23 protein-coding genes and 1 tRNA gene are annotated in these 25,855 nt (G+C 50.2%); 11 read left to right on the top strand and 13 right to left on the bottom strand.

The window, feature by feature from the left end:
- Nucleotide 1 precedes the first annotated feature (1 nt).
- The 3 genes from ACNQKP_RS00965 to ACNQKP_RS00955 form a co-directional block, all read right to left on the bottom strand.
- Entirely contained in the window at nucleotides 2–1,456 is a 1,455-nt protein-coding gene (locus ACNQKP_RS00965; RefSeq protein ID WP_417862236.1) for a substrate-binding periplasmic protein, read from the bottom strand.
- A 146-nt stretch (nucleotides 1,457–1,602) separates the two neighbouring features.
- The gene (locus ACNQKP_RS00960) at nucleotides 1,603–1,941 is read right to left on the bottom strand and encodes a hypothetical protein (RefSeq protein ID WP_417862234.1); all 339 of its coding nucleotides are present in this window, start codon (nucleotides 1,939–1,941) and stop codon (nucleotides 1,603–1,605) included.
- A 162-nt stretch (nucleotides 1,942–2,103) separates the two neighbouring features.
- Entirely contained in the window at nucleotides 2,104–2,604 is a 501-nt protein-coding gene (locus ACNQKP_RS00955) for a hypothetical protein (RefSeq protein WP_417862233.1), read from the bottom strand.
- A 334-nt stretch (nucleotides 2,605–2,938) separates the two neighbouring features.
- Between ACNQKP_RS00955 and ACNQKP_RS00950 the strand changes: the two genes are divergently transcribed.
- Both ACNQKP_RS00950 and ACNQKP_RS00945 read left to right on the top strand, forming a co-directional pair.
- Nucleotides 2,939–4,906, top strand: coding sequence for a DUF1588 domain-containing protein (locus tag ACNQKP_RS00950; protein ID WP_417862232.1), 1,968 nt, complete (start codon nucleotides 2,939–2,941; stop codon nucleotides 4,904–4,906).
- 9 nt (nucleotides 4,907–4,915) lie between these two features.
- Nucleotides 4,916–6,370: a DUF1552 domain-containing protein gene (locus ACNQKP_RS00945; RefSeq protein WP_417862230.1), complete on the top strand. Its 1,455-nt coding sequence runs from the start codon at nucleotides 4,916–4,918 to the stop codon at nucleotides 6,368–6,370.
- A 103-nt stretch (nucleotides 6,371–6,473) separates the two neighbouring features.
- Here ACNQKP_RS00945 and ACNQKP_RS00940 read toward each other — a convergent pair whose 3' ends face one another.
- On the bottom strand, nucleotides 6,474–7,307 hold the full coding sequence (locus ACNQKP_RS00940; protein ID WP_417862228.1) for an outer membrane beta-barrel protein: 834 nt from the start codon (nucleotides 7,305–7,307) through the stop codon (nucleotides 6,474–6,476).
- Between the two features lie 298 nt (nucleotides 7,308–7,605).
- Between ACNQKP_RS00940 and ACNQKP_RS00935 the strand changes: the two genes are divergently transcribed.
- The 4 genes from ACNQKP_RS00935 to ACNQKP_RS00920 all read left to right on the top strand — a co-directional run bounded on the left by ACNQKP_RS00935 (nucleotide 7,606) and on the right by ACNQKP_RS00920 (nucleotide 11,065).
- The gene (locus tag ACNQKP_RS00935; protein ID WP_417862226.1) at nucleotides 7,606–8,076 is read left to right on the top strand and encodes a hypothetical protein; all 471 of its coding nucleotides are present in this window, start codon (nucleotides 7,606–7,608) and stop codon (nucleotides 8,074–8,076) included.
- Nucleotides 8,077–8,122: 46 nt separating this feature from the next.
- Nucleotides 8,123–9,775, top strand: a complete 1,653-nt coding sequence (locus ACNQKP_RS00930) for a tolA protein (RefSeq protein WP_417862224.1) — start codon at nucleotides 8,123–8,125, stop codon at nucleotides 9,773–9,775.
- Entirely contained in the window at nucleotides 9,772–10,518 is a 747-nt protein-coding gene (locus ACNQKP_RS00925; protein WP_417862222.1) for a J domain-containing protein, read from the top strand. Before ACNQKP_RS00930 ends, ACNQKP_RS00925 begins: the two co-directional genes overlap by 4 nt.
- A gap of 121 nt (nucleotides 10,519–10,639) precedes the next feature.
- A complete protein-coding gene (locus ACNQKP_RS00920; protein WP_417862220.1) occupies nucleotides 10,640–11,065 on the top strand; it encodes an HNH endonuclease signature motif containing protein in 426 nt (141 codons plus the stop codon).
- Between the two features lie 44 nt (nucleotides 11,066–11,109).
- Here ACNQKP_RS00920 and ACNQKP_RS00915 read toward each other — a convergent pair whose 3' ends face one another.
- Together ACNQKP_RS00915 and ACNQKP_RS00910 are read right to left on the bottom strand one after the other, a co-directional pair.
- A complete protein-coding gene (locus tag ACNQKP_RS00915) occupies nucleotides 11,110–11,364 on the bottom strand; it encodes a hypothetical protein (RefSeq protein WP_417862218.1) in 255 nt (84 codons plus the stop codon).
- A 73-nt stretch (nucleotides 11,365–11,437) separates the two neighbouring features.
- Complete coding sequence (locus ACNQKP_RS00910; RefSeq protein WP_417862217.1) at nucleotides 11,438–11,836, bottom strand: hypothetical protein; 399 nt, start codon at nucleotides 11,834–11,836, stop codon at nucleotides 11,438–11,440.
- A gap of 162 nt (nucleotides 11,837–11,998) precedes the next feature.
- On the opposite strand from ACNQKP_RS00910, the gene ACNQKP_RS00905 reads away from it, so the two are divergent.
- Entirely contained in the window at nucleotides 11,999–12,796 is a 798-nt protein-coding gene (locus ACNQKP_RS00905; protein WP_417862216.1) for a DUF4423 domain-containing protein, read from the top strand.
- A 78-nt stretch (nucleotides 12,797–12,874) separates the two neighbouring features.
- Nucleotides 12,875–13,858: a hypothetical protein gene (locus tag ACNQKP_RS00900; RefSeq protein ID WP_417862214.1), complete on the top strand. Its 984-nt coding sequence runs from the start codon at nucleotides 12,875–12,877 to the stop codon at nucleotides 13,856–13,858.
- A 77-nt stretch (nucleotides 13,859–13,935) separates the two neighbouring features.
- Here the strand turns inward: ACNQKP_RS00900 and ACNQKP_RS00895 are convergent.
- The 3 genes from ACNQKP_RS00895 to gcvT form a co-directional block, all read right to left on the bottom strand.
- Nucleotides 13,936–14,018 (bottom strand) — tRNA-Leu (locus ACNQKP_RS00895).
- A 56-nt stretch (nucleotides 14,019–14,074) separates the two neighbouring features.
- Entirely contained in the window at nucleotides 14,075–14,464 is a 390-nt protein-coding gene (gcvH, locus tag ACNQKP_RS00890) for a glycine cleavage system protein GcvH (RefSeq protein ID WP_011163245.1), read from the bottom strand.
- 10 nt (nucleotides 14,465–14,474) lie between these two features.
- The gene (gene gcvT, locus ACNQKP_RS00885; protein WP_417862213.1) at nucleotides 14,475–15,557 is read right to left on the bottom strand and encodes a glycine cleavage system aminomethyltransferase GcvT; all 1,083 of its coding nucleotides are present in this window, start codon (nucleotides 15,555–15,557) and stop codon (nucleotides 14,475–14,477) included.
- 59 nt (nucleotides 15,558–15,616) lie between these two features.
- On the opposite strand from gcvT, the gene ACNQKP_RS00880 reads away from it, so the two are divergent.
- Nucleotides 15,617–16,123 carry an SAM-dependent methyltransferase gene (locus ACNQKP_RS00880; protein WP_417862211.1) on the top strand — a complete coding sequence of 169 codons (507 nt, stop codon included), beginning with the start codon at nucleotides 15,617–15,619 and terminating at the stop codon, nucleotides 16,121–16,123.
- A 154-nt stretch (nucleotides 16,124–16,277) separates the two neighbouring features.
- Nucleotides 16,278–16,703 (top strand): DUF4423 domain-containing protein, encoded by a 426-nt coding sequence (locus ACNQKP_RS00875; protein WP_417862209.1) that lies wholly within the window; start codon nucleotides 16,278–16,280, stop codon nucleotides 16,701–16,703.
- A gap of 122 nt (nucleotides 16,704–16,825) precedes the next feature.
- Here the strand turns inward: ACNQKP_RS00875 and ACNQKP_RS00870 are convergent, their stop codons facing one another.
- Nucleotides 16,826–20,029 (bottom strand): hemagglutinin, encoded by a 3,204-nt coding sequence (locus ACNQKP_RS00870; protein WP_417862208.1) that lies wholly within the window; start codon nucleotides 20,027–20,029, stop codon nucleotides 16,826–16,828.
- Between the two features lie 154 nt (nucleotides 20,030–20,183).
- Between ACNQKP_RS00870 and ACNQKP_RS00865 the strand changes: the two genes are divergently transcribed.
- Nucleotides 20,184–20,966 (top strand): substrate-binding periplasmic protein, encoded by a 783-nt coding sequence (locus ACNQKP_RS00865; protein WP_417862206.1) that lies wholly within the window; start codon nucleotides 20,184–20,186, stop codon nucleotides 20,964–20,966.
- Here ACNQKP_RS00865 and ACNQKP_RS00860 read toward each other — a convergent pair.
- The 3 genes from ACNQKP_RS00860 to gcvP are packed head-to-tail and all read right to left on the bottom strand — an operon-like array spanning nucleotide 20,925 to nucleotide 25,828.
- Nucleotides 20,925–21,941, bottom strand: coding sequence for a small ribosomal subunit Rsm22 family protein (locus ACNQKP_RS00860; protein ID WP_417862205.1), 1,017 nt, complete (start codon nucleotides 21,939–21,941; stop codon nucleotides 20,925–20,927). The two genes, ACNQKP_RS00865 and ACNQKP_RS00860, sit on opposite strands and share 42 nt — an antisense overlap.
- A gap of 9 nt (nucleotides 21,942–21,950) precedes the next feature.
- Nucleotides 21,951–22,952 (bottom strand): glycosyltransferase family 9 protein, encoded by a 1,002-nt coding sequence (locus tag ACNQKP_RS00855; RefSeq protein ID WP_417862204.1) that lies wholly within the window; start codon nucleotides 22,950–22,952, stop codon nucleotides 21,951–21,953.
- Nucleotides 22,952–25,828 (bottom strand): aminomethyl-transferring glycine dehydrogenase, encoded by a 2,877-nt coding sequence (gene gcvP, locus ACNQKP_RS00850; protein ID WP_011163253.1) that lies wholly within the window; start codon nucleotides 25,826–25,828, stop codon nucleotides 22,952–22,954. The genes ACNQKP_RS00855 and gcvP overlap by 1 nt, the downstream gene beginning before the upstream one ends.
- Nucleotides 25,829–25,855: the final 27 nt, after the last annotated feature.

Here is a 25,855-nt window from a genome sequence, read left to right as displayed (position 1 = left end):
GTCAAAGCAGATAGGAAGGTGCAAAAATCTTCCGCATCCGGCCGGATTTTTCCAGATCATGGATGGCCGAGTTAATTTCCTCAATTTTCAAAGTGGACTTTTTGGATAGGGCGCACTTCACGTCGACGGGGTCGATTTCCAAAGGGGCCTTTTGCAGTCGTGAATCCTTGCTTTTGTAATAGCTGTATTCAAGGCTGTTCAAAAGAATCAGGGGGACGCGGTTTACGCTGAGCTTTTCCACGTTGGCGGCACCAGAGCCAGCGTCCTCGCGTTGCAAGCTTTTGCCTTCAAAAAAAGGCGTCAGAGCCGGGTAGACAAAGTTCAGGACCGCGCCGATGCGCTTGCCTTTAAGGTCTTCCAGTGTGCGGATCCTGGCGATCTCGGCGTCCCCCTTGTGCCCGACGATGAAGTCACTTTGACGGAAGATCGGGGTGCTCCAGTGGTATTGTTTGGCGTATTCTCCGGCCCAGGCTTCGGTGTCATAGCAAACTAGTTCAATCTGTCCTGATGCCAGACGTGCATCAAGACGACCGCGCGGCAGCAGGACAAAATTGATGGGGCGCTGGATTCTTTTGCCGATTTCCAGAGCGATATCAAAAAAGACTCCGCCACGGACAATGCCTTCGCTGGACGAGGTCTTGTCAAAATGGATGAATGGAGGAGAATCGTTGCTGTTCAAACCATAAGTCACTGGTTTTGGTGTGGTGTCCGGATCTGAGTAGCGCTTGATGATTTTTGCAAATATTTGCTTTTCATGCAGGCGCTCAATCGCCCGATTGAGCCTGGCAAGAGTCAATGTGGACTTTTTGGAAAGGGAGCACTGGATGTCGGTTTTATCCATGGCAAACGTGCTTCGCTGCAAGCGCGGGTACTGGCTTTTGAAGTAGGTGTATTCAAGATCACTCAAAAGAATGTACGGCACCCGCCCGGTCAGCAGTTTCTTCACACTGACTTCGATATTTGGACTGTCGTTGCGAAGCAGCTCCAAAGTTTTGAATCTTTCCTCGAGATCGGCGTAGACATAGTTTTCCACGGTGCCGATGCTGCCCTTGATTTGCTCGGCAGAAGTGAACGGAATGGCCGTCAGCCCCACCAAAACATTGGTGTGAGTGAAGAGTGGTTTGCTCCATAAAGCGCCGTCTGCAAACGGATGACGCCATCTAAGGCTGTTGTGGCAGATCAGGTCAATTTTGTTGTTGATGATATTGGTGGCAATGCGTTTGCGCGGAATTCGGGCAATAGAATACTCACCGCCCAGTTCTTCGCCGATAGCGACGGAGACTTCGTAAATCAACCCCCCGGTGGGAATGGGATTGTTCTGATTATCGAACTGAAAAAGCAACGGCGGAGCATTGCTGGAATTAAAACCAAACTTAATGCCGCCACCGGCCTCTGCTGGGCGGCCCTGACAAATAACAAGAAATACAAGAATCAGGTAAATGCGGCATGAATCCATGATCACTAGATAGTGAGTACGGGCATCTCTTGTCAAAATTATTTCTTGGTCTCTGTCACGCTCGTCAAGAAATCAACGTAAACCTATTGATGACATAAAAAAAGGCCGCAGGATTCACGGCCTTTTATCGGTTCTGATACCAGGGCCTATTTGCAGGTCAAGGTGCCTTTTTCAGTGTTGAATCCTGGTGTGTTGCTTTCCTGGGAAACATAAGCTTTATCAGCACCCAAAGCGAACTGCACAACGTACTTGTTGCCGCCCGGGATGATTTCCACGCACGCATAAACAGGGATGTCAGCTGCATAGCCTTGGCAGCTCATGTCGATCACGAATTCACGATAGTCAAAAGCCAAAGTCGCGTTGCCAGTTGCAGGCATTTCGAATTCTGCGTAAGTGCCAGAGTTCAGAGTGCCCTCGCATTTAATAGAATCAGCGAAAGCCGGGCCAGAGATCAAAAGAGCGGAAAGTGCGATCAGGTGTTTCATAAATCCTCTTGGTTAAAGTGTGTTTTGCACGGACCTTGTAACCTAAAAGGGGAGCTTTGAGTGTTTGGATCCCGTTAAGACGCCGGGAAACGTTCCGCTTTGTTCCGGAGATAAAAAAAGCCACCCTGGGGTGGCTTTGAGAGCACAACGGCGAATTTATTACTATTCTTCGAAGTCTTCGATCGCGTTTTCGTCACGCAGGTGGAATTTGAAGTCCGGGCTGACATAGATGCCGCTGGAGATATAACCTCGAATGCAGTTTTCTTTCATGTAGTCCTGAATCACACGGTCTTCTTCCTCGTAAGGAATGTCACAGCTGCCAGTGTCGTAGGCTTCGTGCTGGATGATGCCCTTATAGGCAATGAATTCACCTTTTGCAGAGTAAACCTTGCTCAGAGAGCCATAACCCACGCTGGCGTCGGCTTTCAGCTGATAGTCGCCTTCAAGAATGGTGTCGTACCAGATGTTGGATTCATATTCAGCGGCCTTCAAAAGTGCAGCTTGTTCTTGTGCGCTCAGGCTATTCAGGTCAATTTCTTCAAATGTCTCAGTGCCGGATTCGACCACAGCATACAATTTTTTTAGGAAGGCTTGTTCTGCTTTGGAAGAAGCAAAGGCATTTACAGAGAAAACAGAAAGCATCAGTGCCAATAGCATTTTCATGGGGACTCCAGTTCGTTAGATGGCCCGTTGTAGTCCCCCAAGGAGGCGAAGTATATTGCATAGATAGAATGTATATATGCTTTTAAAGAATAATAATCAGTGGTGGAGCCCTGCCCATTCAGGTGATATGGCTGGTTTTGCTGCGGAAGCTGCTACAGAATGAGACTGGGAAAAGCAGAATTTTTCCCACGTAAATTTGGTAATGCCTAGTGCTTGTTCACTTTACTCCGGACAAAAGACGAAGAAAGTGTAAATGCCATGAATAACTCGTAATTTAGGGTCTATTCCCTCAGTTATCTGCCGAAAAGCAGATATCACGAGGTAAACTCTAACTATGAACGTTAAAGCTGCTTACAGACTTGGAGCCTTTTTGGTCGTCACGCTGCCGATGATGGTGGCCTTTCAGAACTGTAGCGCCTTGGATATGGGGCCTGCAGAGTTAAGGACGGGCACACCTGTTGTCACGGAAGAAGTGCAGCAGGGGCAAAAGCTGTATGTTGAAAACTGTGCAAGCTGCCATGGTTCGGTGAAGTCGACGGCGAAACGCTCACGCACGGCTGAGCAGATATCCATTGCCATCAAAACAGAATCCCAGATGCGTATGATCTCGTTAAGTCAAAGCGAGCTTGAGTTGATCGCAAAGGCCTTGTCGCCGGAATCTTACAATCCTCCACCAGTGGTGAACGAAGACAACCGTCAGGAATTTGCGTGCACGCCGGGACAGCTGCAAAAGACACCGATGACCCGGTTGACAAACCGCGAGTATAAAACAGCTCTGTTTGCATTGCTGGATGATTTTGCGACCACTTTGAAAAGTGACGCCACATTGGTTTCCAAGATCAATGCCATTCCAACAGATGTCGCCACGGAAAATCGTGACACCTTGAAAGAACAGTCTTTGCTGATGACGGCGCCTATTTCCAATGCGCTGTTTGAATCTGCATTCCGAGCTTCAGAACTGGTGGCCGGTGCAACGACGGGTCTGAGAAATTATCCAAATACCGGTCAGTGTCTGAATGCGGGCAGCATCACTCAGTCCTGCCATCAGTTGTTTGTGAAGGAACTGGGCAGCCGTGCCTTCCGTCGCCCGCTCGGTACGACCGAGGCCAACGAAGTGGCGGCCCGTTTCTGGGACGCCTCGATGTCCAAATCCGAACTGTTGCAGGTGACCTTTACCGGTGTTGCGACTATGCCGGACTTCCTTTACAAAATCTACGACCGTGGCAGTGCCGTTGTAGGCAGCACCACAGTGCTGAGTTTGTCGGCTCATGAGCTGGCGACCAAGATGGCGTTTTTCTTGACAGGGGCACCACCGGATACCGCACTGAAAGCTCTGGCCGACAATGGTCAGATTCTGGATGACACTGTTCTTGCGCAGCAGGCGGACAGACTTCTCGGGACTGCCGGGGCCAAAGACATGATTCGCCGTTTGTTCCGCGAATCTTACGGATATGACGTTTTTGATCGTCTGCAATATGATTCGGCTTTCATCAATGGTGTCAACACCAGTGGTCTTGGCGAAGTGATGTCGGCCGAACTGGATGGCTTCTTTGAAGAGGTTGTATTGAACCGTTCAGGCACCTTCCAGGACATCATGACGTCCCGCTATACCAATGCCACTGACGCTCGCATGGGTGTGATTTACAACGTCAGTGCTGTGACAAACACACTGGCGGAAGACCGTTCCGGATTCTTAAGTCGCGCGGCGATGTTGACCAAACGGTCGGGTTTCACGGCGTCTCCGATCAAGCGTGGTTTGAGTATTGTTGAACACGTGCTTTGTCAGGACATCGGTTTGCCGCCTCCAAGTGCGCCAACATCGTTGCCAGTACTCACTGAAGACATGATCACCACACGCTACCGCACCGCTCATTCCACGGAAGCGTCGGGGACGACTTGCGTGGGTTGCCATTCCAGATTCAATACTTTGGGTTATGCTTTCGAGGGCTTCGACAGCTTTGGCCGTTCCCGCACGTCAGAAACCATCTACAAGAACAATCAGGCCCTTGGTTCAATACCGGTGGACACCTCTTACACGACCAAAGAAATCACCGGAAACTCGGTTTCAGGAACCGGGGCTCGCCAGATGTCAGAACAACTGGGGATGAGCGATCGCGCCATGATGTGCTTTGCAAAACATTTGAAACGCTTTGAAGCCAGAATTCCAGCAGACACGAATGCCAACTGTCAGATGAATCGCAGTTTGACGACACTGTACGGAAAAGACGGCACTCAAGGCTCTATTGTCGGAGCTATCAAGAGCCTGGTGCTGTCACCGGAATTCAGACGCTGGAAATACTAAGGGGACGTTATGTCGATGTACTACTGTAAGAAAACCCGTCGTCAGTTTTTGGTAGGGTCCGGAAAAACACTTCTGGCTTTGCCGCTATTGCCAAGTCTGATGCCGGTTGAAGCGTTCGCGCAGGCCGCAACGCCGCCTAAACGCATGATGATGTTCTGGTTCGACCACGGCAATCTGAACGCCCTTTGGCCGGCAAAAAGTGCGGCGACGACGGCGGTTGGCTCCAGTGGAATGCGTGAAGTATTGTTGCGAAACCTGGGCACGGCCAGCACGATCAGTCCGGTGCTGAACAATCCTTTGTATGAAACTTTGAAAAACAACGACCAGATGACGATTGTTCGCGGGCTGGATGCCTCAGTTCGTTGGGGCTCGGCGCACGGGAACTTCGTGGTGGCTTCCGCGCAGGATCGAAATTCCGAGGGTGGATTCCCTTCCATTGAATCTGTGTTGGAGTCTTCCAAGACGCTTTACCCGGATTCAACCCCGGCCTATGTTCGGAAAGCCATCCGCGTGGGGCTTCTGGGAGCCGGGTTGTTTTATCAAAAGGTGGGCAGTGGAGTTCAGGTGATCCCGCATTACGAAGACTGGACGATTCGAAACTTTTATAACGAAGTCTTTGGCAGTCTGACGGCGGGTACAACGGCTCCGGCTGATAACACCAATGAGCTCAAATCAAATATTCTGAATCGAGTTTTTGGCGCTTACACAGGCTTTAAAAACAGCCGTAAAATTTCTGCCGAAGACAAAGCCCGTCTTGAACAGCACATGGGTTACATTTCTGATCTGCAGAAATCTTTGGTGCAAGCGGCACCGACACCAACGTGTTCAAAACCAGCGGATCCGGGCTCGGTTTCCGATCCGGCGCTGTGCAACCGAATTTATATGGACCTGCTGGCTGTGGCCTTTAAGTGCGGATTGACCAAAGTGGGGGTTATGGCTTTGGAAGCCCAGGATCCTCAGTGGATTCCGGGCTTGAGTGGATTGGGCACGAACGTTCACGATGCCATGCATGGCAGCCGCGGCAGCGCTATTCAAAGAACGGCGTTTGAGGTTTGGTGGAAATACTTTGCCAATATGATTGCCGACCGTTTCCTGGCGCCTTTGAATGTTGAAGAGGGTGTTACGGGGCGCACATATCTTGAAAACATGGTGACCGGGATGTTGTGTGCTGGTGGCATGGGGGATCTTGGTGATGACAACGGACATCAGGGCTACGATTCCCAGCAGTTGTTGATCGGAAATATGGGCGGGGCTTTGCGCTCGGGTCGCTATGTGACGATGCCGTCATCGGGGTTGCCGTATAACTGTTTCCTGATCACGTTGTTGCAGTTGATGGGTGTGCCTCCGTCTGAATATGCGTTTGCGACTCCGAACGGTCAGGGGTTTGGTTATTATGGGGAATTCCCGGCCAATCACGTTTTGAAGGGCCGATTCTATCAGCCGATTTCAGAGATTCTGACTTAAAAGAAGGATCCCTGAAAGCGGATATCGCCGCAGAATTTGGACAATAAAAAAGCCGACTTTGCAGTCGGCTTTTTTGTATTTGGAATGTATCAACAACTAAAAATTAGAAGTTGAAACGACCTGCTACAGACAGAACGATCACATTGTATTTATCAGCTTCGCTGTTAGAAAAGTCATAGTCCAAACGAGGGATCAGCGCGAAAGTGCCCATTGGCATTACAGAGTAAGCAGACAGGCCCAATTTGTTGTAAGAGTCGGTAGCTGTGCTGCCATTTTCATTTTCAGATTCTGCGAAGCTTACGTAGTTCAAAGCACCACCGAAAGTGATGTCAGTGACTTTTGTTTCGTAGAAAGCAGACAGGCCCATTGCATTGCCGCCTTTCACTTTTGCATCGCCAGCGCCTTCGATTTCAATAGTGCGCTCCATGTTGATGGTGTAGTTCAAACGACCACCGATAACGCCGCCAGCTGCTTCAGTGTCCATACCTACATACGGGTTGAAGGAGAATCCACCAGATGCCGCGGAAGCCTCATTACCATCGATTTTAGCTTTTTGTAGAGCCAAACCAACACCCAAACCGTAACGAAGAGTGGAAGCTCCCATTGCGGAGTTACCTTTCAAAGTGACTGTTGGATCTTGAAGACCGTTGATTTTGCTTTTTGGAGAAGAATCGCTTTCGATGGAAGTGAAAGCCAAAGCGCCTTCTACAGAGAACTGGTCATTGATACCGTACTCGTAAGAAGCACCTGTGTTGATAAGACCAGAGAACTTGGTGTCTTCGGTATCATCTTTGTCTTTAGTGTTTGTGGAAAGAAGACCCAAACGTGCAGTCACGTCAGACTGACCCGCTTTGGATTGGAAGAAGAATTCATTGTCTGCTGCGTTTGCAGATACGGAAGCCAATACGATGGCGGCTGCGATAACTTTTGAAAACATTTGTTGCTCCTTAAGCTGTTATTACTCAGTTGAGTCCAAATATTCCATGCCTGTTTAACCAAATAGTCAACAGTCGACGTTCTCCTGAAGCCAACAAGTTACCTAAAATATTGAGTATTTTCCCACATAAGACACCTCCACTTAAGCGGGGAGCCTTGGGGTGAGGCTCCTGTCGAAGCCCAAGGCACTGAAAAGCAGTTTTTTCATGGTGCGGTTGTCAGTTCGAATAGGATGGCGTCGGGGACCGTTTTTGGCTGGCACAGGATTTGGAGTAAAGGGCACAAAACAAGGAAACACTATGAAAAATATGTTTGGAAAAATTCTGGCTTCGACTCTTCTTTTGTCTTCCATTTCCGCTTCTGCTGGTGGCAATGACTTTGTGAGCCGCCTAAAATCACTTGATGGCCGTGAAGGTAAAATCGTGTCTTCTTATGATGACGAAAATACCGGCCGTTGCCGTCTTGAGCTGCAAAAATATGAACTTGAAGATGGCAGCCAGGGCCTAGCTGTTTATCTGCAAGACACCGGTATGTACTTCACTCCAAGTGCAGGTCTAGATAAAGAAACGAAACTGAAAGATGCCAACACAGCTGTTGTTAGCACCAATTCTGAGCGTCCGGGTGGCGATGCGTGCGGTGATTTCGGAGGAGCTCTTGGTTACAAAAAAGTTCTTATCCTGAAAGACAATCAAGTGACCATTCGTGAGACATTCCGTTGTGTGATGGATGGCTTTAAGAAATACGATCTTTCCACGACTTGCCAGTTCTAATCTGAACTGAACAAGATAGTGAAAACTGAACCCACACTGAAAAGGTGTGGGTTTTTTATTTGCAGAGGGCGAAGTCTCAATCCGAGACAACAATCTTCACAAAAGTCCGGTCAGTTTACGGCTGCAGATCACCGATAAGTTCGGAATGCACGTCCCTGCGTTTGTGATGCTATTCCTGCTTGTCCTGTGTTCGCCGATTCTGGCGACAGCTGAATCTAATTTGGAGTTGCTGTACACGAAACAAATCGCCTGGACGGCCGCCAATCTGGAAGACCCCAAGGTCGTCAGTGCTTTCCGCACTTCATTTCAGGACCTGGTCGCTGATAAATCCAAAGTCGCCCAGTTACAGACCAATGAAGGCAAAAAGATTCTGCAGCAGGGACAAAGCCTGCTGTCAGTCATTCAGCTGAAAGAGAACCTGCAAAAGTGTCTGCTGTCGCACGCGGCCGCCAAGGGTGTTTCCGAGGCCTTGGCCAGGGCTTTGGATTCCCAAGTCTTTAATGGAGCTGTGTGTGCCGAGGTTGTGGCAGAAGAAAAGAAGATACAGAACTTTGGCAAAGACATGGAAAAGGCATTCAAAGAAGATGCTCGCAATAAGATCCTGAATACGGCAAAAAAGCAGCTGAATGTCACACTGACATACTGGAAAGAAGCCGCCAATCAAGACGCCCTGGATATCGCGGTGGAGCTGACGGACCGCGAGCGTGAAATGAAGGTCAAGCCTCCGCAAGCCGGAACTGAACTGCTGCTTTATACCAAAGCCATTCGCGAACGAAGAAACAAAAACGTGATCGTTCAAAACGATGTGAAGAAAGCCTTCGCCGAAGTTCAGACCGAGCTAAAAAATCACGAGGACTATTTAAACGAAGCGGCCAAGGGCAGTGTTGACGAAACTTTGCAAAGTCTGCTGGTGACGAACCCCGCGGCCAGTGCGCAGTTCCTGATGGAAAACCCGGGAGCTTCCGATCTGATCTGTAAGATCCTGCAGGGTTACGACAAGAAGGCCCAGAAAAACGAGATCCTGGATAAGGCCATGTTCTGGGGCGGACTTGTCGTCGGTGGTGTTTTGCTGGCGACAGGTATTGGTGCCGGTGTGGGCGCAATGGTTCTGTCTGGAACCGCTGCGGCTGGAACCCTGACAACGGTTGCGGCCGGCGCTGCCTTGGCAGGCACTATTGCTGCTGGCGGTGAAACGGTCTATGCCTCCTCTAAAGCCCATGAATCCTTTATCGAAGCCCGAAATCTGCGAGCTTCGGCATTTGCGGAAGGGTCTTCCAACGAATCCTTTAGCAAGGCGGATGCAGCAAAAGATCAGGCTTACTCCGATCTGGCAGAGGCCGGTTTTTCTGCGGCTTCCATCATTCCGTTTGGGGCAGGTTTGAAAGCTATGAAAAATGCCGCTCAGGCTTCGCGCCTGGGATCTTACGCGAAAGTGGCCAAAGAAGGCGCCAAGGTCGAAACGGACGCTGTGAAGTCCATGGCGACGTCGCTAAAAGAAATCTCTTCCGACAAAGATGTTTTAAAGGTTCTGGAAACCAGTCAGAAGCAGGTGAATTCAGAAGAGATGGGGATGTTCCTGGGTTATCTGTCCGATTTGCCTAAAGAACAGCGTAAAGAAGTTCTGGCGTTGTTGAAGAAGAAGCCAGAGAAGGCCGCGGATGCCATTCGTGAATCTTCCAAATCCGGGGTGTGCAAATGAAGAATCTGATTCTGCTGGTCTTGCTATCGTTGATTTTGTCAGTCGGGACAATGGCGCAAACTGCGGATGAAGTTCGTCGCATCATGAATTCGCAAAGCAGCCATTACGATATTTTGAATGTCAGTAAAAACGCTTCCGCGGACGAGATCCGCACGGCCTATCGCCGCCTGATGAAAACCTATCATCCTGATCGCTATCAGAACGACCCGCAAAAACTGCGAGCCGCAACTGAAGTGATGAAAAAGCTGAACGTGTCCCGCGACATCCTGATGGACCCGATGGCCCGCCAAAGATACGACGCCACGGTGAAGTCCGCGCCAAAAACGACTGCCAAGCCAACGACGACGGCGCAGGCTTCGGCAAAACCAGAATCCGTGAATCCAAAACCGGACGCCAAAAAATGGACGGGACCGGATTTTGAAGCTGAAGCCAAAGCCAAGGCCGAAGCTGCCGCAAAGGCGAAAGCCGAGGCCGCAATGAAAGCCAACGCCAAAACCTCCGAGCCCCCAAAGCAAGAAACAAAGTCCTCTGCGAAGGAAGCTCCAAAGGCCGCAACTGAATCCGGTGTTTCCAGCGCAAGGGCAGAGTCTTCGAGGCCCACGACCGTGGAGACTGCGAAAGACGCCACCGTGCGAACCGAGCAGCCTATGAACCACCGAACCAAACAAGCCGTGAAGTTCTATGAAGACACCGCGAAATGCGGCGCTGGCTTCTATAAGAGTTTTGTAGACATGATGCTTTAGGCTTAACGCACTTCACCTCCGCTACGGCGAAGCGCTGCATCCCGATCTTGCGAAGCAGCTCTCATTCTGAGTCACTCTGTACCTGGCTAATGGTCCAGCTTGTTTCGCCGATAAGTCTTCCATGAGATCTCGAAGACGACGCCTCACTCTAAGCCGCCTTGTCTGGTTTATCGTAAGCCTTCCCTTCAATTTGATCTTTCTACCGTTGGCGTGGCTTCTGTCTTCAAAAAAACAAGATGGTTATGTTCTTAGAAAATCAACCTATGGAAGACCCAGGTACGAGCATCGCGTGGTCGCTGAAAGAATCCTGGGGCGCCGATTGAAGCCGTGGGAGGTCGTCCACCACATCAATGGCCGTCGCAGTGATAACAGACCTTCCAACCTATGTGTTATGTCGCGAAACGATCACGATCGATATCATCGGTGGTACGACCGAATCCGCACAAGCTATGGCAGGTACCCCAAAAAGGAAACTCAGCTCACCAAGCTCAAAGACCGATTCAACGGAATACTGCTGGGCGAACCGGTAAATAGAAAAGCGGGATAAATGAAAGAAGCCGACTTATTCAGTCGGCTTCTTTGCGTTTGGCACTATTGGCAAGTGGCGATGTTTTCAACCTTATAGCCTACAATTGCATCGTTGGAGATGACGTACGTCAAACCTACGAGCGTTTGGCAGCTGCCAGAAGTGATTTGAACGTCAAGATTGTCGTCGCCACCCACTTCCACCTTCTTAACAGCCTCGCCGTTCAGAGCGGAAGCTACGCTCGCATCAGAAAGAGCTGCATTGATTTTTTGCAGAGAATCGCTGAATGCTGAATTTGCAAATGCGGAAGAAGTTGTCATTACTGTGAGTAGAGATACCAAAATCATTTTTTTCATAAAGTTCCTTTATTTAGTTTGTTCTTTTTTCTGTTTATTATTTGCAAGTGTAGCGAGCCCAGATGCCGCCCATAAAGATGTTATCCAATTCCACCGTTGAATTTGGATGAAGGGAGGCGAAGCCTTCGTTGGTAGAGTACCACTGGATGTTGTCAAACTTGTTGCAGTTCGCATTGGCTTTCCCGTATTGGCCACCAAAGCTGAAGGTTGTTCCGTAGTGACCGTCATTGCCCATGTACTTCACTTCGCCAATGCAGGTTCCTGTGGCCTCAGCGCCCTTGATGGCGATCAGGCCACCTTTGAACTGAATTAAGATTTCGGCATCGGCTTGCACTGAATTGCCAGCGCTTTGCAGACTGCAGACATAGTAAGGCTTAGCCGCGAAGGCTGTAGAACCAAGACCCAACATCAAAAGTGCACAGAATACTTGTTTCATTGAAAACTCCTATTTGGTTTAGATGGCTTTTTTCTATTTGTAATCTCAAACGCAATTTACCCTTGGTGTTGTCTCAAAAACAGATAGATGTTATTAATTAGTAAACGTTATGTTCATTATTAGTGTACAATTGTCTAAACTTTAGCGAGTGGGTATTGGCTGGTGAATATATTTGATTTCAAGTCTTATAAGACGTTCTTAAGAGCCTATTGCGACTCTGAAAGGGGTGCGCTGACCCGGTTGTCAGAGGCCGCCAATACCCAAAAGTCTTATTTGTCTGCCTGCCTGAATGGAAAGGGTCAGCTGAGCCTGGATCAGGCCTTCGGAGTTGCTGAGTATCTGAATATGTCTGACTATGAGCAGGACTATTTCTATTTACTGATTGATAAAGAAAAGGCAGTCACTCCGGCGCTTCGTCGCCGCCTTGAATCCAAGGCCAAGGACATGAGCCGCGAGGCTTTCAGGCTTAAGAATCAGCAGAAGGACTCTGTGATCGTTACGGAGCAGGATTCAAACATCGGCTTCTATTATGCCACCTGGCTTGCGACGGCCATCCATACCCTGACGTCGGTGCCGCAGTTTCAAAGTATAGCGAGCCTTGAAAAGCGGCTGAATCTAAATAAAGCCAGTGTTGCCACGATTATCGGCTATCTTGAGAAAATGGAACTTATCAAAAAAAGTGGTGATAAATATCGTTGGAACTCATCGAACATTCATCTGGAAGACAGCAGTGTCTGGATCAGCAGTCATCATACGAACTGGCGTGCGCGTGCCATGGACAATGTTCAGAAGAATGATCGGGAAGCGACTCACTATAGTTCTATTCAGTCCTTCTCTGAAGAGGACTTTGAAAAGTTGAAGAAAAAGATCGCCTACTTTATCAGTGATTTTAACAAAGTCGCTGATCCGTCAGAGCCCGAAGACGCTTATTGCTTTAATATCGATCTTTTCCGGGTTTAAGCGGATGTCTCATTTTGAGACATGGTCGTGGTATGTCCTTTGCTTTCTTAAAAACTAAAGAATGCAAAGGACACTTCAATGATCTGCACGAAATTTTGCGAAAAAATTTTGATCACCTGTGTGACGCTTTTTGCGTTGAATGCCTTTGCATCGGATGCTGGTACCGAAAAGTTAAAGCTGCCTCAGCTGCCGCAGATCAAGGCGCCCGAAGCCGGTCGTATTGAAGTTAAGCCCGTGGCTCGACCGGAAGGATCTTTGATTCTGGACAATGCTCTGGGGAAAAATCTTAAGGACTTTCAGACTTTTTTGAAAACTCAGGGGCCTCGTACTGGAGGCGGTGGAAATTCCTGTGCTCTTTCCATTCACCAGAACACAGAGAAGCTTGTCAGTTTGCTTTCTGAGATGCCCACGCTGTTGAGCGAGGGGCAAAGAGCTTTCTTGCTGCACAAGATATCCGTGGCTAAGTTTTACCTAAGTGAAGATCTGACTCTGGATGGGCAGACAAAGGACGCCATTAACTATCCTGAGACCAATGAGATTTATTTATCTAATAAGCTATGCGGGCTGGACTTGCTGGAAGTGCAGAGCCGTGCGATGGCTATCCTTCTGCATGAATATTTGGGGCTTGCTAACTTTGATGATCGTCGGTACCAGATATCCGGTGCCTTCCTGCAAAACTATTCAACCTTCAATGCCCGTGGATATACCTTCACCGCTGATAATTCATATAAAGCACATACGGGACAATGTGTTCAGTCTGTTCTTCAGATGCAGCAAATCGGAAACAATTTAATTATTTCAACTTCGTCGAAACCTGGCGCGAGGATCATCCCATTAACGCGCCAACATGTTGAAGAGTTCCAGGCCTTGGGTGAACGAATTTGGGGAGCTGAAAAGACGGTAACCGTAGCCGACAGGGAAATGGGTGTGGACTATGTGTTTTCCAGCGAAAATTGCGGTACCCTAAGTTGTGAATACTTAAGAATTAAAAAGGGCGAAGTAACCATAAAGACTATTAAGAATGCCACCAATGGGCTGTCGACTATTGATTGCAAACGCTAGTGGACCCAGATTTTGGACATAAAAAAAGCCGACTTATTCAGTCAGCTTTCTTTGCGGATCTTCCTATTTGGAAGATTTGGTGCCCCGCGAGGGACTTGAACCCCCACGCTTGCGCACTAGATCCTAAGTCTAGCGTGTCTGCCAATTTCACCAGCGGGGCACACCTTAAATTCGAAGAACATTGATAGCCTAGTTGCCTAGGCTAATGCAAGAAAATTACTTCTCGCTGATCAATTTTTTGTAATCTGGAGCTCTCATCAGGTTTGCGAGCTCTTTTTCAGTATCCATTTCGATACGAACCAACCAGCCTTCATTTACTGGATCGTCGTTCAAAACAGAAGGATCGTCGCCCAGGGACGCGTTTACTTCGATTACAGTGCCGGAAACAGGAGCGTAAAGGTCGCTCACAGCTTTTACGGACTCAATAACACCGAAAGTTTGGCCTTGAGTGATTTTTTGACCTTCTTCTGGAAGTTCCACGTAAACCACTTCACCCAATTGGTCTTGAGCGAACTCAGTGATGCCTACGGTTACGATGTTCTCGTCAACTTGAGCCCATTCGTGTTCTTTTGTGTAGTAGTAATCTTCAGGAATATGAAATCCCATGTCTGGCTCCTTATTTCGTTACAAACGGTGTTTTGCAAACCACGGCTTTCACTTTACGGCCGCGGATATCCAGAAGGAATTCAGTTCCTTCTTTCGCGTAAGCCACATCGATAAAAGCAATACCGATAGGCTCGTCCAGGGTCGGTGAGTGTGTACCACTAGTTACCTTGCCGATTTCTTTGTTGTCAAAAGAAAACAGGCTGTATCCCTGACGGGGGATGCCCTTCTCAAGCATCTTAAATCCCACAAGATTTCTGGTTAGACCGGCTTCTTTTTTGCCCACGATTTGGGCTTTGTTCATGAAGTCCTTTTTAGCCGGTTTAATAACCCAGCCAAGGCCCGCTTCGTATGGATTCGTCGTGTCATCGATTTCGTGGCCATACAGGGAATACTTCATTTCGGTTCTTAGGGTGTCACGAGCGCCCAAACCGATGCCCATGCAGCCCAGGTCTTTGCCTTTTTCCAGCAAAGTCATCCACAGGTCCGCCGTGCCTGCCGCCTCGACAAAGACTTCACAGCCTTTTTCGCCAGTGTAGCCGGTGGTGGCGATCATGATCTTGTGGCCCTTGAAAGTGCCGGATTTTACGGTGAAGGACTTCATTTCGCTGACTTTGATGTCAAAGACACGGTCGCACAGTTCCAAAGCTTTCGGGCCCTGGATGGCGATCTGACCCCAAAGGTCGGATTCGTCCGTCATGTCAGCGCCTTTGTTGTGTTTGGTCATCCAGGCAAAGTCTTTGTCTTTGTTGGAGGCGTTCACACACACCAGATAGTCGGAATCTTTAGACAGGCAGTAAACGATGATATCGTCGACCAGACCGCCCTGATCATTCGGCAACAGAGAATACTGAGCTTCGCCGTCGTTCAGTTTGGAAACGTCGTTGGTGGTCAGCCACTCCAGAGTCTCCAGGGCTTTAGGGCCTTTCACACGGATTTCGCCCATGTGAGAAACGTCGAACAGGCCTACGTTCGTGCGCACATTGTTGTGCTCTTCACGAAGACCGATGTATTGAACGGGCATATACCAACCGGCAAAGTCGACCATGCGGGCGCCCAGCTTTTCATGTGTGTCTGCTAAAGGTGTCTTTTTCATGCGGTTGCATAATCCTTTCCCCGTGACATTCAGTCAATGAGGATTCTATCTTGCGCCCTATGTTCAAACTCTCGCGCCGCATGCAGCTTATTTACGATCATCTTGTGCCCGGAAAGCCGGTCTGGGACTTCTGCTGCGACCACGGCTATATGGGTTTAAACGCCTATGAAAGCGGTTTGTTCACTGAGGTTCACTTTGTCGACCAGGTCCCGCACATCATCGAGCGTCTGGAGCAGCGCTTTCAGAATGAATACTACCGCGACGATTCGGCCTGTCAGGCGTTTTTCCACCCGCGGCCGGGAGGGCAGTTGGGGCAAGCCGTTCAAGGCAGCGTGGTGATCGCAGGTGTTGGGGCACACACGATTTTGGAAATTGTTCGCTCTTTGACTGAAAAGGGCGTGTTGAGTGCGGACCGATTGATTTTGGGTCCACAACGTGACGAAGAAAAACTGCTTGTGTGGCTGCAAAATTTGGCGAATTTTTCGTATAAAAGTGATTCCGAAATCATTGCGATCGATGAAAGAGGTCGAAACCGTAAGTTGTTGATATTCGATAAAATTCTGTAATGTTCGGTGAGTTTTTGACGCGCTCCGAATAGCTATATTAAATGTCTGTAAGACTGTGAACAAAATATTGATTATCAGGGGACCTGCACATAATTGTGTCCTCATGCAGGATGTAAATAAAAACTCAGATTTTAGACAATTTCTTGAAGATGAATTGGCTCGTCGTAGCCAAAACTATCCCCGTTACTCTTTGCGTGCGTTCGCCCGTCACTTGGAAGTGGACTCGTCTTTCCTGTCCAAAATCCTCAACGGCAAACGTACCGTGACGATGAGAACAATTCGTATGTTCGGGGAGCGTTTGAACCTCAACTCGGATGAACTTCAGCGTTTTGGTGAAATCAGCCGTGAGAAAAAAATGAAGCGCAAGCTGGAGCGTCTATTGGAGAAGATGCCTAGTGAAGAGCGCGAGCATTCCACGATCACTATCAATGTGGATGAAGCTCGTTTGGACGAAGCTAAAGAGAGAATCAAAGGCTTCCGTCGTGAACTGGCTCAGTTCCTTGATAATGGCGTGATTCAGGGCAAAACCTACCAGATTTCTGTTTCTTTGATTCCTGTTGCCAGCTACGCAGCTGAATAAGCGCGCGTTTTAAAAATCAACTCGACACTGAAAACCGAGGGAATCCCCCTCGGTTTTTTTATTTTCAATGAAGCTGCTCCAGCTTGCGTGCCTGCCGGCACTCCAGCACTGCCCCTGGCGGGCTATTGCACGTCAAAGATTGGGTTGGGCACCATCAGGCGGGGATATGGGACGACGTTGTTTAAGCGGGTGTCGTATTTGAAAACCAGATTTCCCACCGCGAACAGGGCCCATGGTGAAATCACCGAGCCGCGGAATTCTCCATAGTACCGGCTGTGCACGTTTTGCGCGTTGATGCGCACGTGATCGAAGATCGTTGAATGGCGGGTGGCATTGACCGAAGCTGCGCCCACTCGATCGGGTTGTTCACCCCAGTATCCGGACCAAGCCCAGCTGTGGGCGGCATAGTTCGACATTTGATAAGCACCATTCACGCGGCACATGGTTTCGTAAGCCACCACCGGGTTCACCAGGGTGCCGCTGCGGTTGATGACCTTTTCATCCAGAACGTGATCATAGTTTGAAACGACGCCGACCCAATTGTTGAAAAGCTCTTTGGCGAACGCACACTTCCATGGATCGACGGAAGCATCGCAAGACCCATAGTTTCCGTTCGAGATGTATTTGCCTTCCAAATAAAGTGCGTGTTCCGGGCGCAGAGGGCAGCGCATCCATTCCCAGGCGCCAGCATCGTTGTTGGATTTGATCGTCAGTGCGCCTTCGGCAGCGTCACGAAGACCGGCCGGGTTTGCAGCATTCACAATCTTCTGCGCATCTTCAAAGTTATTCAAAGAGCGGCGAATATAGCGGATGTCATACAAGCCCACACCCATGTGCAGATTGCGCGAACTGGTGATTTGCAGGGTCGGAGAGGCGGCTCCTCCCACATACTGGATGGCCGTGCCGCGATTGGTTTCAATGAACACATTCCCCGCAACATAGATAGAACAGCCCACATCATCTGTTTGGATGTCGGGGTTGTTCAGGTACAGAGTTCCGCTGATGATAATGCTGCCGTGGCAGACGATGGTTCCGTTGTTGCGCACGAACGGACCATAACCAAAGTTATGAATCTGCAAACCACTGAAGGCCGGTTTGGAATTCGGGCCTTTGTACACGAAAGCTGTGGTGCCTGCAGACAGCGAACTGTCCAGGGCCAGAACTTCGGCATCGGAAGGCGCGCGGATGGTGATGGCTGTTTTTAACTGCAAGCCCCCTTGAACTTTCGGGGCCACCAGTTGCGGTGCCTTTGCAACAGGGGTTGGATCCACCTGCATAAAGCCGTCACCATCCATCAGAATCGTGCCCTGACTGTCGGTGATCGGAGAATACTGATTCCAGCTGTTTTGCAGGAAGGTTCTTAAATTCACCGGTGCGGAGTTCGGATTCCCGGTCGTTTGTTTGATAAAGTTTTTATCCGTCACGGTGATGTTCGGCATATAGATCGAGCCGGTCACCGAGAAATCAATCACCGAGTTGTCGTTGTGATACATATGGGATCCGGCCAGGTTGGCGACACCAAGAATGTTGTTGGCATTGCCGTAGTTCGCCGGGGCGATACCGAAGTCCGTCACGATATCCGCCTGAATATTGGCGTGACACAAAATACACGACAGCTGACGGCTGACCGCCAGGGCCGGGTACATGCTCATTACATAGTTATCAACATGCAGGCTGAAGGATTCAGAGTCATTCCCGATGCCATCATTCACTGTAAGCGTGATTGATGTGCCGTCAGTAGAGGACGCGTGCGCACTGCCCATCTGAACAGACAAGGTGCCGGTGTTGCCGGAAATGGAACAGCTGGCGATGTCCACGTAATAGGCGTCCGCTGTGATTGCTGAACAGGTGACTGTCTGCGGGTCCGGATAAGTGGCGTTGCCGCCCGGGGATACCGTGAAGCTCAAATCAAAGATCGAATTGGCGTAACACTTGTTGCCGCACTTTTCCAAAGCGCTGCCACTGGTGCCGGGCCATGCCGTGATCTGCACCGGTTCATTCACAAAATTCACAGTGACAGCCACGTCGGCAGTCACACTGTGGGCTGTAGGAAGCACTCGGTCCGCAAATTGAATTTTGATGTTACATGGTCCTCCATGGTGATCAGCGCCGCCGTAGCGATTGAAATAGTGAGCCGCTGGCGCAAACGTCAACGCCCCCGTCGAAGCATTGATCGAAACCGAGCCATGATCCGCACAGGCCGGAGCCGTAGCGGCAACTAAAGAATAGGTTCCCAGACCCTCTTCGTCAGAGTCCACGATAGCATCGGCAAATAATTCAGTGCTGCCGCTATTGCGGTTTAAGCTGGCGGTGGCTGGAACGGTCAGGCTTGGCGTTGAGGTGTCCAGGGTGATCGTAATCTGGTTGCTGGATGAGATATTTCCAGCCTCGTCCCGCGCCCACATAATAAGGGTGTGATCTCCATCAGCTCCGGTCAAAGTCAGGTTGTTGATTCCGGCAGCACATGTCTTCCAGTCAGGATTGTTCAAATCCGGCGGAGTTGAATTGTCTTGAGCAAATAGCACCTGATAATAGGAGTCCGGAGTCTGGTTGTCGTCATCACACGATATTACATCCACACCGACAGGGTTGTCCTGAATGGTGCCATGGGCGACAGCAATAACCGGCAGGGAGGGCTCAGTTTGATCCAGAGTGTAGGCCAGAGGGAATGGATAACAGTGAATGTTGCCAGCGGCGTCGCGGGCTTGCACGCTCCAGGCATAAGCGCCTTCTGCGGTCAGGGCGTTTCCGAGAGGGAATTCGAAGCTTCCAGTCACGGCGTCGGCAGTGGCATCAGCCAGTTTGTCCCCGGTGCACGCCAGGGAATTAAACAAGGTCACGATGGCTTTGGGTTCAGTCGTTCCCCCCACTGACGGTTGAGGGTTGGGACTGACGGCGGCAGGCAGGATAGTTGCGGCGCCGATGGTCGGAAGAATGCTGTCATAGTGGACCTTGAAGACATCAGACTCTGTGTTTTCTTCTCCCCGGTTGCCAATGGCCGTGCCCTTCGGAAGATTCATTTGAACCGCGCCTTGGGATGAGGGGATCAACTGCACCCGGTAGGTGGTTTTATCAACCTGCTCGATGGCTCCCATTGTCGCATTTTGCAGCGCAAATTGTTCGGGATAGAATTTATCGGGAGGTCGGTTGAAAGTGATCAGGACTTCGATCGGGTTCTTGTTCGTGTAATAGGATGAGCCACTTTCAGAGGCCAGCTCGGCCTTTAACTCTCCATTGTGAACGCTTGCTTTAATACAACCGGTCAGTCCCAAATAAGACATAGCCAGCAATACAATGAATGTTTCAGTAACGTACCGTGTATTCAATTGTGTGTTCCTCGTGCTCTCTATATCGGAATGTTTATGCCGGAATTAAAGTGTTTTTTGCTGAATGGCAGTCGGGTAATGGGCTTGTCTCAACTTTGCCCACTCGCGGAACATGCGATGTGGTAGAATGACAGTACAGACCAAGGGGAATACTATGCGTCTGCTCTGGATCGTATTGGCACTGCTTTGCTATTCCATCGTCACTTCCGCGGCGCAAGTGATTGAGATGATTTCGCCTTATGACAATCCTCCATTTGTGGTTGATCAAAAAAAAGAGCAGGGTCTTGTCTATGATCTGGCATCGTTGCTGACGGTGCGTTCCCAAGGGAAGTATCAATTCAAAGTTGTTGTCGTACCGCGGGCTCGGTTGCAGAAAATGCTTCTGCGCAGTGGGGTCTATGTGGTGCCTTTGGTTTCTCCGAAGTGGTTTGGGGATGAAAATGAGAAGAAAAATCTGTGGACCTCCGCCTTGATAGAGGATGAAAATCTGGTGCTGTCACCGCGCAAGAGGGCTTTGGAGTACGAGAACTCGGCGTCGCTCCAGGGAAAACGGACCTCCATTGTGCTGGGACATGCCATTGAGCCTCTTGACCAGCTGGAAAAGGGAGGCACGGTCAAAACTGAATCCACTCAATCACTGAACAATGGTCTGCGTATGCTGGCGCGAGGTCGCATTGACTTTATGGTGATGGGCCGGATGGTGGCCATTTATCTGATCCGGGATCTGGGGCTGGAGGACGAGATTCATATCTCTGATAAATCGCTGGAGCGATTTGACCGGAAGATCATGGTGTCGCCGCAGTCCCAAAAAGAACTGCACAAGTGGCTGGAAGGTGAAATCCAGCGCCTGCGCAGATCCGGTCAGTGGAAAAAGTATTTGCGGGCTAACGGCGAGCTAGAGAACTTCGATTTCGTGACTTACGCGAAGCTCATTTGAAACTTTTTGAATGTCGTCAGGAATATCGACCAGAACTCCACGCGGGATGTCCTGTTCGATTTTTGTTTTATGTAGCCACGCCAAAAACTCACGCTCGGAACCCCGGCAGATCATCTGACGGTCCTTGCCTTTTTCTTTCAGGCGATCGCCCACCACACGCGCCGCCTTAATGGCTTCGGGTTTGGTTTTTCTCATCAGCACATAGCTCATGGTCAACGTGCGGTTTTTCATTGGCAGTTCCGCTTCCAGGGCCGTGAACCAGGACGGTGCTTTGAAATGTACCCGGTCATGGCACCAGTCTGTTTTGGACTGGGTTAATAGGGGACAAGCCTGTTCGTGCGTGCACGGGGCCCACACGTGATAGCCTTTTTCCAGAAGCTTCTGGCGCAGCTGTAAAAGCTTGCGACCATCCTGCTGAGTGGAGGGTTCGACCAGCATCAGGGCTTCGCATTGATAGGCCCAGTCTGGAAGGTCTGTCAGTTCCGTCAAAGAATAAGAAAACAGCGCCAGGGTTTTTGCGCCGTCTTTCAGGCGGGCTCCGCTGAAGGTGCGCAGCCATTCCTGAGGCGGGAACTGCGGGAAATGTTTTTCAATCAGGTTCTGTGGTTCGGCCGCGCGTTCGATCAGCTGATAGCTGAACTTGTGTTTTTCATTCAAGGTCATTGAAGCCGTCGCCAAGCCCGCACCGAAATCAATCACATGGGAAAGGCCGTTGAAGAATCCACGCTTGTCGGCCTCTTCCATCAGTCCGGTCAAGCGGGTGGAATTCAGCGGCAGGTAATAACAAAGATACGCCACCTGCGCCCAGGATTCGTTCCATGGGGTGGGGCTGTCCGGTTTCGCAATAAAGAAGTCCGACAAAGCCAGCACACATTTGGCCAGGGCTTTGGAATCCTTCAACGACAACTTGTAAGTCGCCAGGGCACGGTTGATGGATTCTTCAAAAGAAGCGGGACAGGTGAATTCTCTTTGCATGGGGGTATTCTAAAGGGAGGACAGGGTCTGAAGCAAATCTTCGACCTTAATTTTTGCCATACAGTGAAATTCTTCACAGTGGGTGCCGTCGCAGACACTGCCGTCGGCATTTTGGGTCGGGGCTTCGAAAATATGCACTTTAGGTCCACGGGCCGCCCAGCGCAGGGGCTTTTGCACGCGCACGTGCGGGTAAATACCCAGAACCGGAGTGCTCAGCGACGCCGCCATGTGAGCGACTCCTGTGCTTGGCACCACAACCGCTTTGGCGTTCTTAAGCACGGTGAACAGCTCGGTGGCTGAAAGCAGGCTTTGCAGGCTTAAGACGTTCTTGTGGTCTTTGAAAGTGGCTTTGATCTCCGTCAGCCATTTTTCATCAGCCGGGGTGCCGGTCAGAACCACTTGCGTGGTTTCAGACACCTTTCGGATCAGTTCGATGTAATTGCCAATCGGCCAGTTTAGGGCGGATCCTGCCATGCCGGGGTGAACCACGACATAGTTTTGGGCGGTCAGGTGGTATTTGGAAAGAAGCGCCGGGTTTTCCGGGGCCGTCAGTTTCAAAACCGGGGTTTTTACATTTTCGCTGATATTCAGGGCGTGCTTCAGGACATCCAGATTGTAATCAGCCTCGTGTTGAACCGCGAGACTGCGGCGCTGGCGCAGGCCTTTATTCAAAAACAAAAAGCTGTGCCACTGCGAACGTACACCCGCGCGAACGGGCACGCCTTCTGCCCACAGTGCATAGCTGACCCACCACGGGGCCTGCAGGCTGACGGCGACATCAGGGCGGTATTCACGCAAGAAGGCTCTGAGTTTTGGCAGAGATTCCTTGGCGTCGTCTTTTTTCAGTTCCAGAAATTTTCTTTGAGGGTCGGCGTTTTCAGGGACGAATCCCAATCCTTTGGCGATCACCCAGTGCTTATCCCAGCCCTCTAAAAAAGAAACCTGATCTACAGGCATGCTGCAGATCAGGTCACCGATTTTATCTAAGCGGATAAGAAGGATGCGCTTCATTACGCCTGATAGTCTTCGATCGAAGGGCAGGAGCAAATCAGGTTTCTGTCACCGTAAGCGTTGTCGACACGGCCAACAACCGGCCAGAACTTGTTACCACGCAACCATTCCACCGGGTACACGGCCTCTTCACGGCTGTACGGATGATTCCATTCAGGTTTCATCAGCATCTGCGCTGTGTGAGGAGCGTTTTTAAGCGCATTGTTTTCTTTGTCCATCTTGCCGGTTTCAACCGCAGCGATTTCTTTGCGGATGGTCACCATGGATTCAATGAAACGATCCAGTTCTTTTTTGGATTCAGATTCAGTTGGCTCGATCATCAAAGTGCCCGCTACCGGGAAGCTCATGGTTGGAGCATGGAAGCCGAAGTCCATCAGACGTTTTGCAACGTCAGTCACGTCAATGCCAGAGGTCTTTTTGATCTCGCGAACATCCACGATACACTCGTGCGCCACCAGACCGTTTTTACCTTTGTAAAGAACAGGGTAATGAGCTTCCAGTTTCTTTGCGATGTAGTTCGCACTCAGGATACTGACCAAAGTGGCTTTGCGCAGACCTTGAGCGCCCATCATGGTGATGTAAGCCCAAGAGATTGGCAGGATGCTGGCGCTGCCCCAAGGAGCCGACGTCGTTGCAGAGATCCCGTTGGCAGGACCCGCTTCAGGCACCAAAGAGTGCTTCGGCAGGAATTCTGCCAAGTGTGCGCCCACACCGATAGGACCGACACCCGGACCGCCACCACCGTGAGGGATCGAGAAGGTCTTGTGCAGATTCATGTGGGAAACGTCCGGACCGAACACGCCTGGGCGGCACATGCCAACCAAAGCATTCATGTTCGCGCCGTCCATGTAAACCTGACCGCCGTTGTCGTGGATGATCTTGCAGATTTCCACGATACCTTCCTCGAACACACCGTGTGTGGAAGGGTAAGTGATCATCAATGCTGCCAGATTGTCTTTGTGCTGTTCGGCTTTGGCTTTCAGGTCCGCCACATCGACGTTACCCTGATCGTCACACGCCACTACCACAACCTGCATGTTCACCAGTGCTGCTGACGCCGGATTGGTTCCGTGCGCAGAAGACGGGATCAAGCAGATGTTACGATGACCCTGACCGCGTGATTGGTGGTACTTGCGGATCACCAAAAGGCCCGCGTATTCACCTTGAGAACCCGCGTTCGGCTGCAGACTGACTGCTGCAAAACCAGTGATGTCGCAAAGTTTTTTCTCAAGATCATGGATCATTTCAATCAGGCCCACGGCTTGCGCAGTTGGCGCAAACGGGTGCAGCTTGCTGATTTCAGGCCATGAAACCGGCACAAGCTCTGTTGTCGCATTCAGTTTCATCGTGCAAGAACCCAGCGGAATCATGGAATGAGTCAGCGTCAGATCCTTGTTTTGCAGATGATGAATGTAGCGAAGCATTTCTGTTTCGCTGTGGTGAGAATTAAACACCTGATGAGTCATGTAAGCTGTAGAGCGAGTCAAATTCGCTGGCAAAGTGACATCGGCCAAAGACTCATCCACAGACAAGGCTGTGAAGCCTGCGGCTTTGCCAAGGTTGAAGGCAGCCCAGATTTGTTCAACGTCTTCCAAAGTCGTTGCTTCGTTCAGGGAAACACCCAGTTTGCCGCCCCCATAGTTGCGGAAGTTCATTTGCATCTTTTCAGCCTGAGCGATGATCTCTGCCGCTTTATCGGTTTTCACTGTCACGGTGTCAAACACGTGACCCGCACCAACTTCAAGATTCAATTTTTTAAGACCCGCAGAAAGGATCGCCGTCAGACGCTGAACGCGCAGAGCGATTTTCTTCAAGCCTGCAGGGCCGTGGTAAACCGCGTACATGGAAGCCATGTTCGCCAGAAGCACCTGAGCCGTACAGATGTTGGAAGTCGCTTTTTCACGACGGATGTGCTGTTCACGAGTTTGCAAAGCCAGACGCAAAGCAGACTTGCCTTGAGAATCCACGCTGACACCCACCAAACGGCCTGGCATCAAACGCTTGAAAGCGTCTTTCGTCGCCAGGAAACCGGCGTGAGGACCACCGAAGCCCAGTGGCACACCAAAGCGCTGGGAATTACCCACCACCATGTCAGCACCCCATTCACCCGGAGGAGTCAGCAAAGTCATCGCCAGAAGATCCGTGGAAGCCGTCACCAGCGCGCCATGGTCTTTGTATTTTTTTGCGATGGCAGCATAGTCTTCAACCGTGCCGTTGGTGTTTGGATACTGGAAGAACACACCGAACACTGGTTTTGCGAAATCATATTTCGCAGGATCCATCACGATCATCTCAAAGCCCAGCGGCTCTGCACGAGTGCCGATAACCTCGATCACATGCGGGTGCATGTCCGGGGATACGACAAAGGCGTTTGCTTTGTTTTTGCAAAGAGAGTGCGCCATGAACATTGCTTCAGCCGCGGCCGTGCCTTCATCAAGCAAAGAGGCGTTGGCGATTTCCATGCCGTTCAGATCAGCGATCATCGTTTGGAAGTTCAACAGAGCTTCCAGACGGCCTTGAGAGATCTCTGGCTGATAAGGAGTGTAGGCTGTGTACCACACTGGATTTTCAAAGATGTTTCTTTGAATCACAGTCGGGGTGATGGTGTCGTGGTAACCCATGCCGATATAGTTTTTGTAAACTTTGTTTTTGGAAACCATCTGCTTCAGATGATTCAAAAGACCGTGCTCAGAAATGCCGTTGCCCACATCTGCGTAAGCGTGGGTTGTGCGGATTTGTGCCGGGATCACTTTGTCAGCCATTTGATCCAGGGAATTAAAACCCAGAGTTTTCAGCATCTCGTGGATGTCTGAATCTGTGGGACCAATGTGACGGGGGATAAACTCATTCGTAGGAGAAAGATCAGCGATTTTCATTCACACCTCTATAAACGCCCCGAGACT

The sequence above is a fragment of the Bdellovibrio bacteriovorus genome (genome assembly GCF_048286975.1).
Classification (GTDB): domain Bacteria; phylum Bdellovibrionota; class Bdellovibrionia; order Bdellovibrionales; family Bdellovibrionaceae; genus Bdellovibrio; species Bdellovibrio bacteriovorus_H.
Note: the sequence above shows the minus strand (reverse complement) of the source record. Positions and strands in the feature narration are given on the sequence as shown.

Coding starts and splice junctions, on each gene's coding strand:
- ACNQKP_RS00910 (WP_417862217.1), bottom strand. CDS start 11,836: ATGAAACAAGTATTCTGTGCACTTTTGATGTTGGGTCTTGGTTCTACA.
- ACNQKP_RS00900 (WP_417862214.1), top strand. CDS start 12,875: ATGATCTGCACGAAATTTTGCGAAAAAATTTTGATCACCTGTGTGACG.
- ACNQKP_RS00965 (WP_417862236.1), bottom strand. CDS start 1,456: ATGGATTCATGCCGCATTTACCTGATTCTTGTATTTCTTGTTATTTGT.
- ACNQKP_RS00925 (WP_417862222.1), top strand. CDS start 9,772: ATGAAGAATCTGATTCTGCTGGTCTTGCTATCGTTGATTTTGTCAGTC.
- ACNQKP_RS00855 (WP_417862204.1), bottom strand. CDS start 22,952: ATGAAGCGCATCCTTCTTATCCGCTTAGATAAAATCGGTGACCTGATC.
- ACNQKP_RS00860 (WP_417862205.1), bottom strand. CDS start 21,941: ATGCAAAGAGAATTCACCTGTCCCGCTTCTTTTGAAGAATCCATCAAC.
- ACNQKP_RS00945 (WP_417862230.1), top strand. CDS start 4,916: ATGTCGATGTACTACTGTAAGAAAACCCGTCGTCAGTTTTTGGTAGGG.
- ACNQKP_RS00920 (WP_417862220.1), top strand. CDS start 10,640: ATGAGATCTCGAAGACGACGCCTCACTCTAAGCCGCCTTGTCTGGTTT.
- gcvT (WP_417862213.1), bottom strand. CDS start 15,557: ATGAAAAAGACACCTTTAGCAGACACACATGAAAAGCTGGGCGCCCGC.
- ACNQKP_RS00940 (WP_417862228.1), bottom strand. CDS start 7,307: ATGTTTTCAAAAGTTATCGCAGCCGCCATCGTATTGGCTTCCGTATCT.
- gcvP (WP_011163253.1), bottom strand. CDS start 25,828: ATGAAAATCGCTGATCTTTCTCCTACGAATGAGTTTATCCCCCGTCAC.
- ACNQKP_RS00865 (WP_417862206.1), top strand. CDS start 20,184: ATGCGTCTGCTCTGGATCGTATTGGCACTGCTTTGCTATTCCATCGTC.
- ACNQKP_RS00880 (WP_417862211.1), top strand. CDS start 15,617: ATGTTCAAACTCTCGCGCCGCATGCAGCTTATTTACGATCATCTTGTG.
- ACNQKP_RS00955 (WP_417862233.1), bottom strand. CDS start 2,604: ATGAAAATGCTATTGGCACTGATGCTTTCTGTTTTCTCTGTAAATGCC.
- gcvH (WP_011163245.1), bottom strand. CDS start 14,464: ATGGGATTTCATATTCCTGAAGATTACTACTACACAAAAGAACACGAA.
- ACNQKP_RS00960 (WP_417862234.1), bottom strand. CDS start 1,941: ATGAAACACCTGATCGCACTTTCCGCTCTTTTGATCTCTGGCCCGGCT.
- ACNQKP_RS00915 (WP_417862218.1), bottom strand. CDS start 11,364: ATGACAACTTCTTCCGCATTTGCAAATTCAGCATTCAGCGATTCTCTG.
- ACNQKP_RS00935 (WP_417862226.1), top strand. CDS start 7,606: ATGAAAAATATGTTTGGAAAAATTCTGGCTTCGACTCTTCTTTTGTCT.
- ACNQKP_RS00950 (WP_417862232.1), top strand. CDS start 2,939: ATGAACGTTAAAGCTGCTTACAGACTTGGAGCCTTTTTGGTCGTCACG.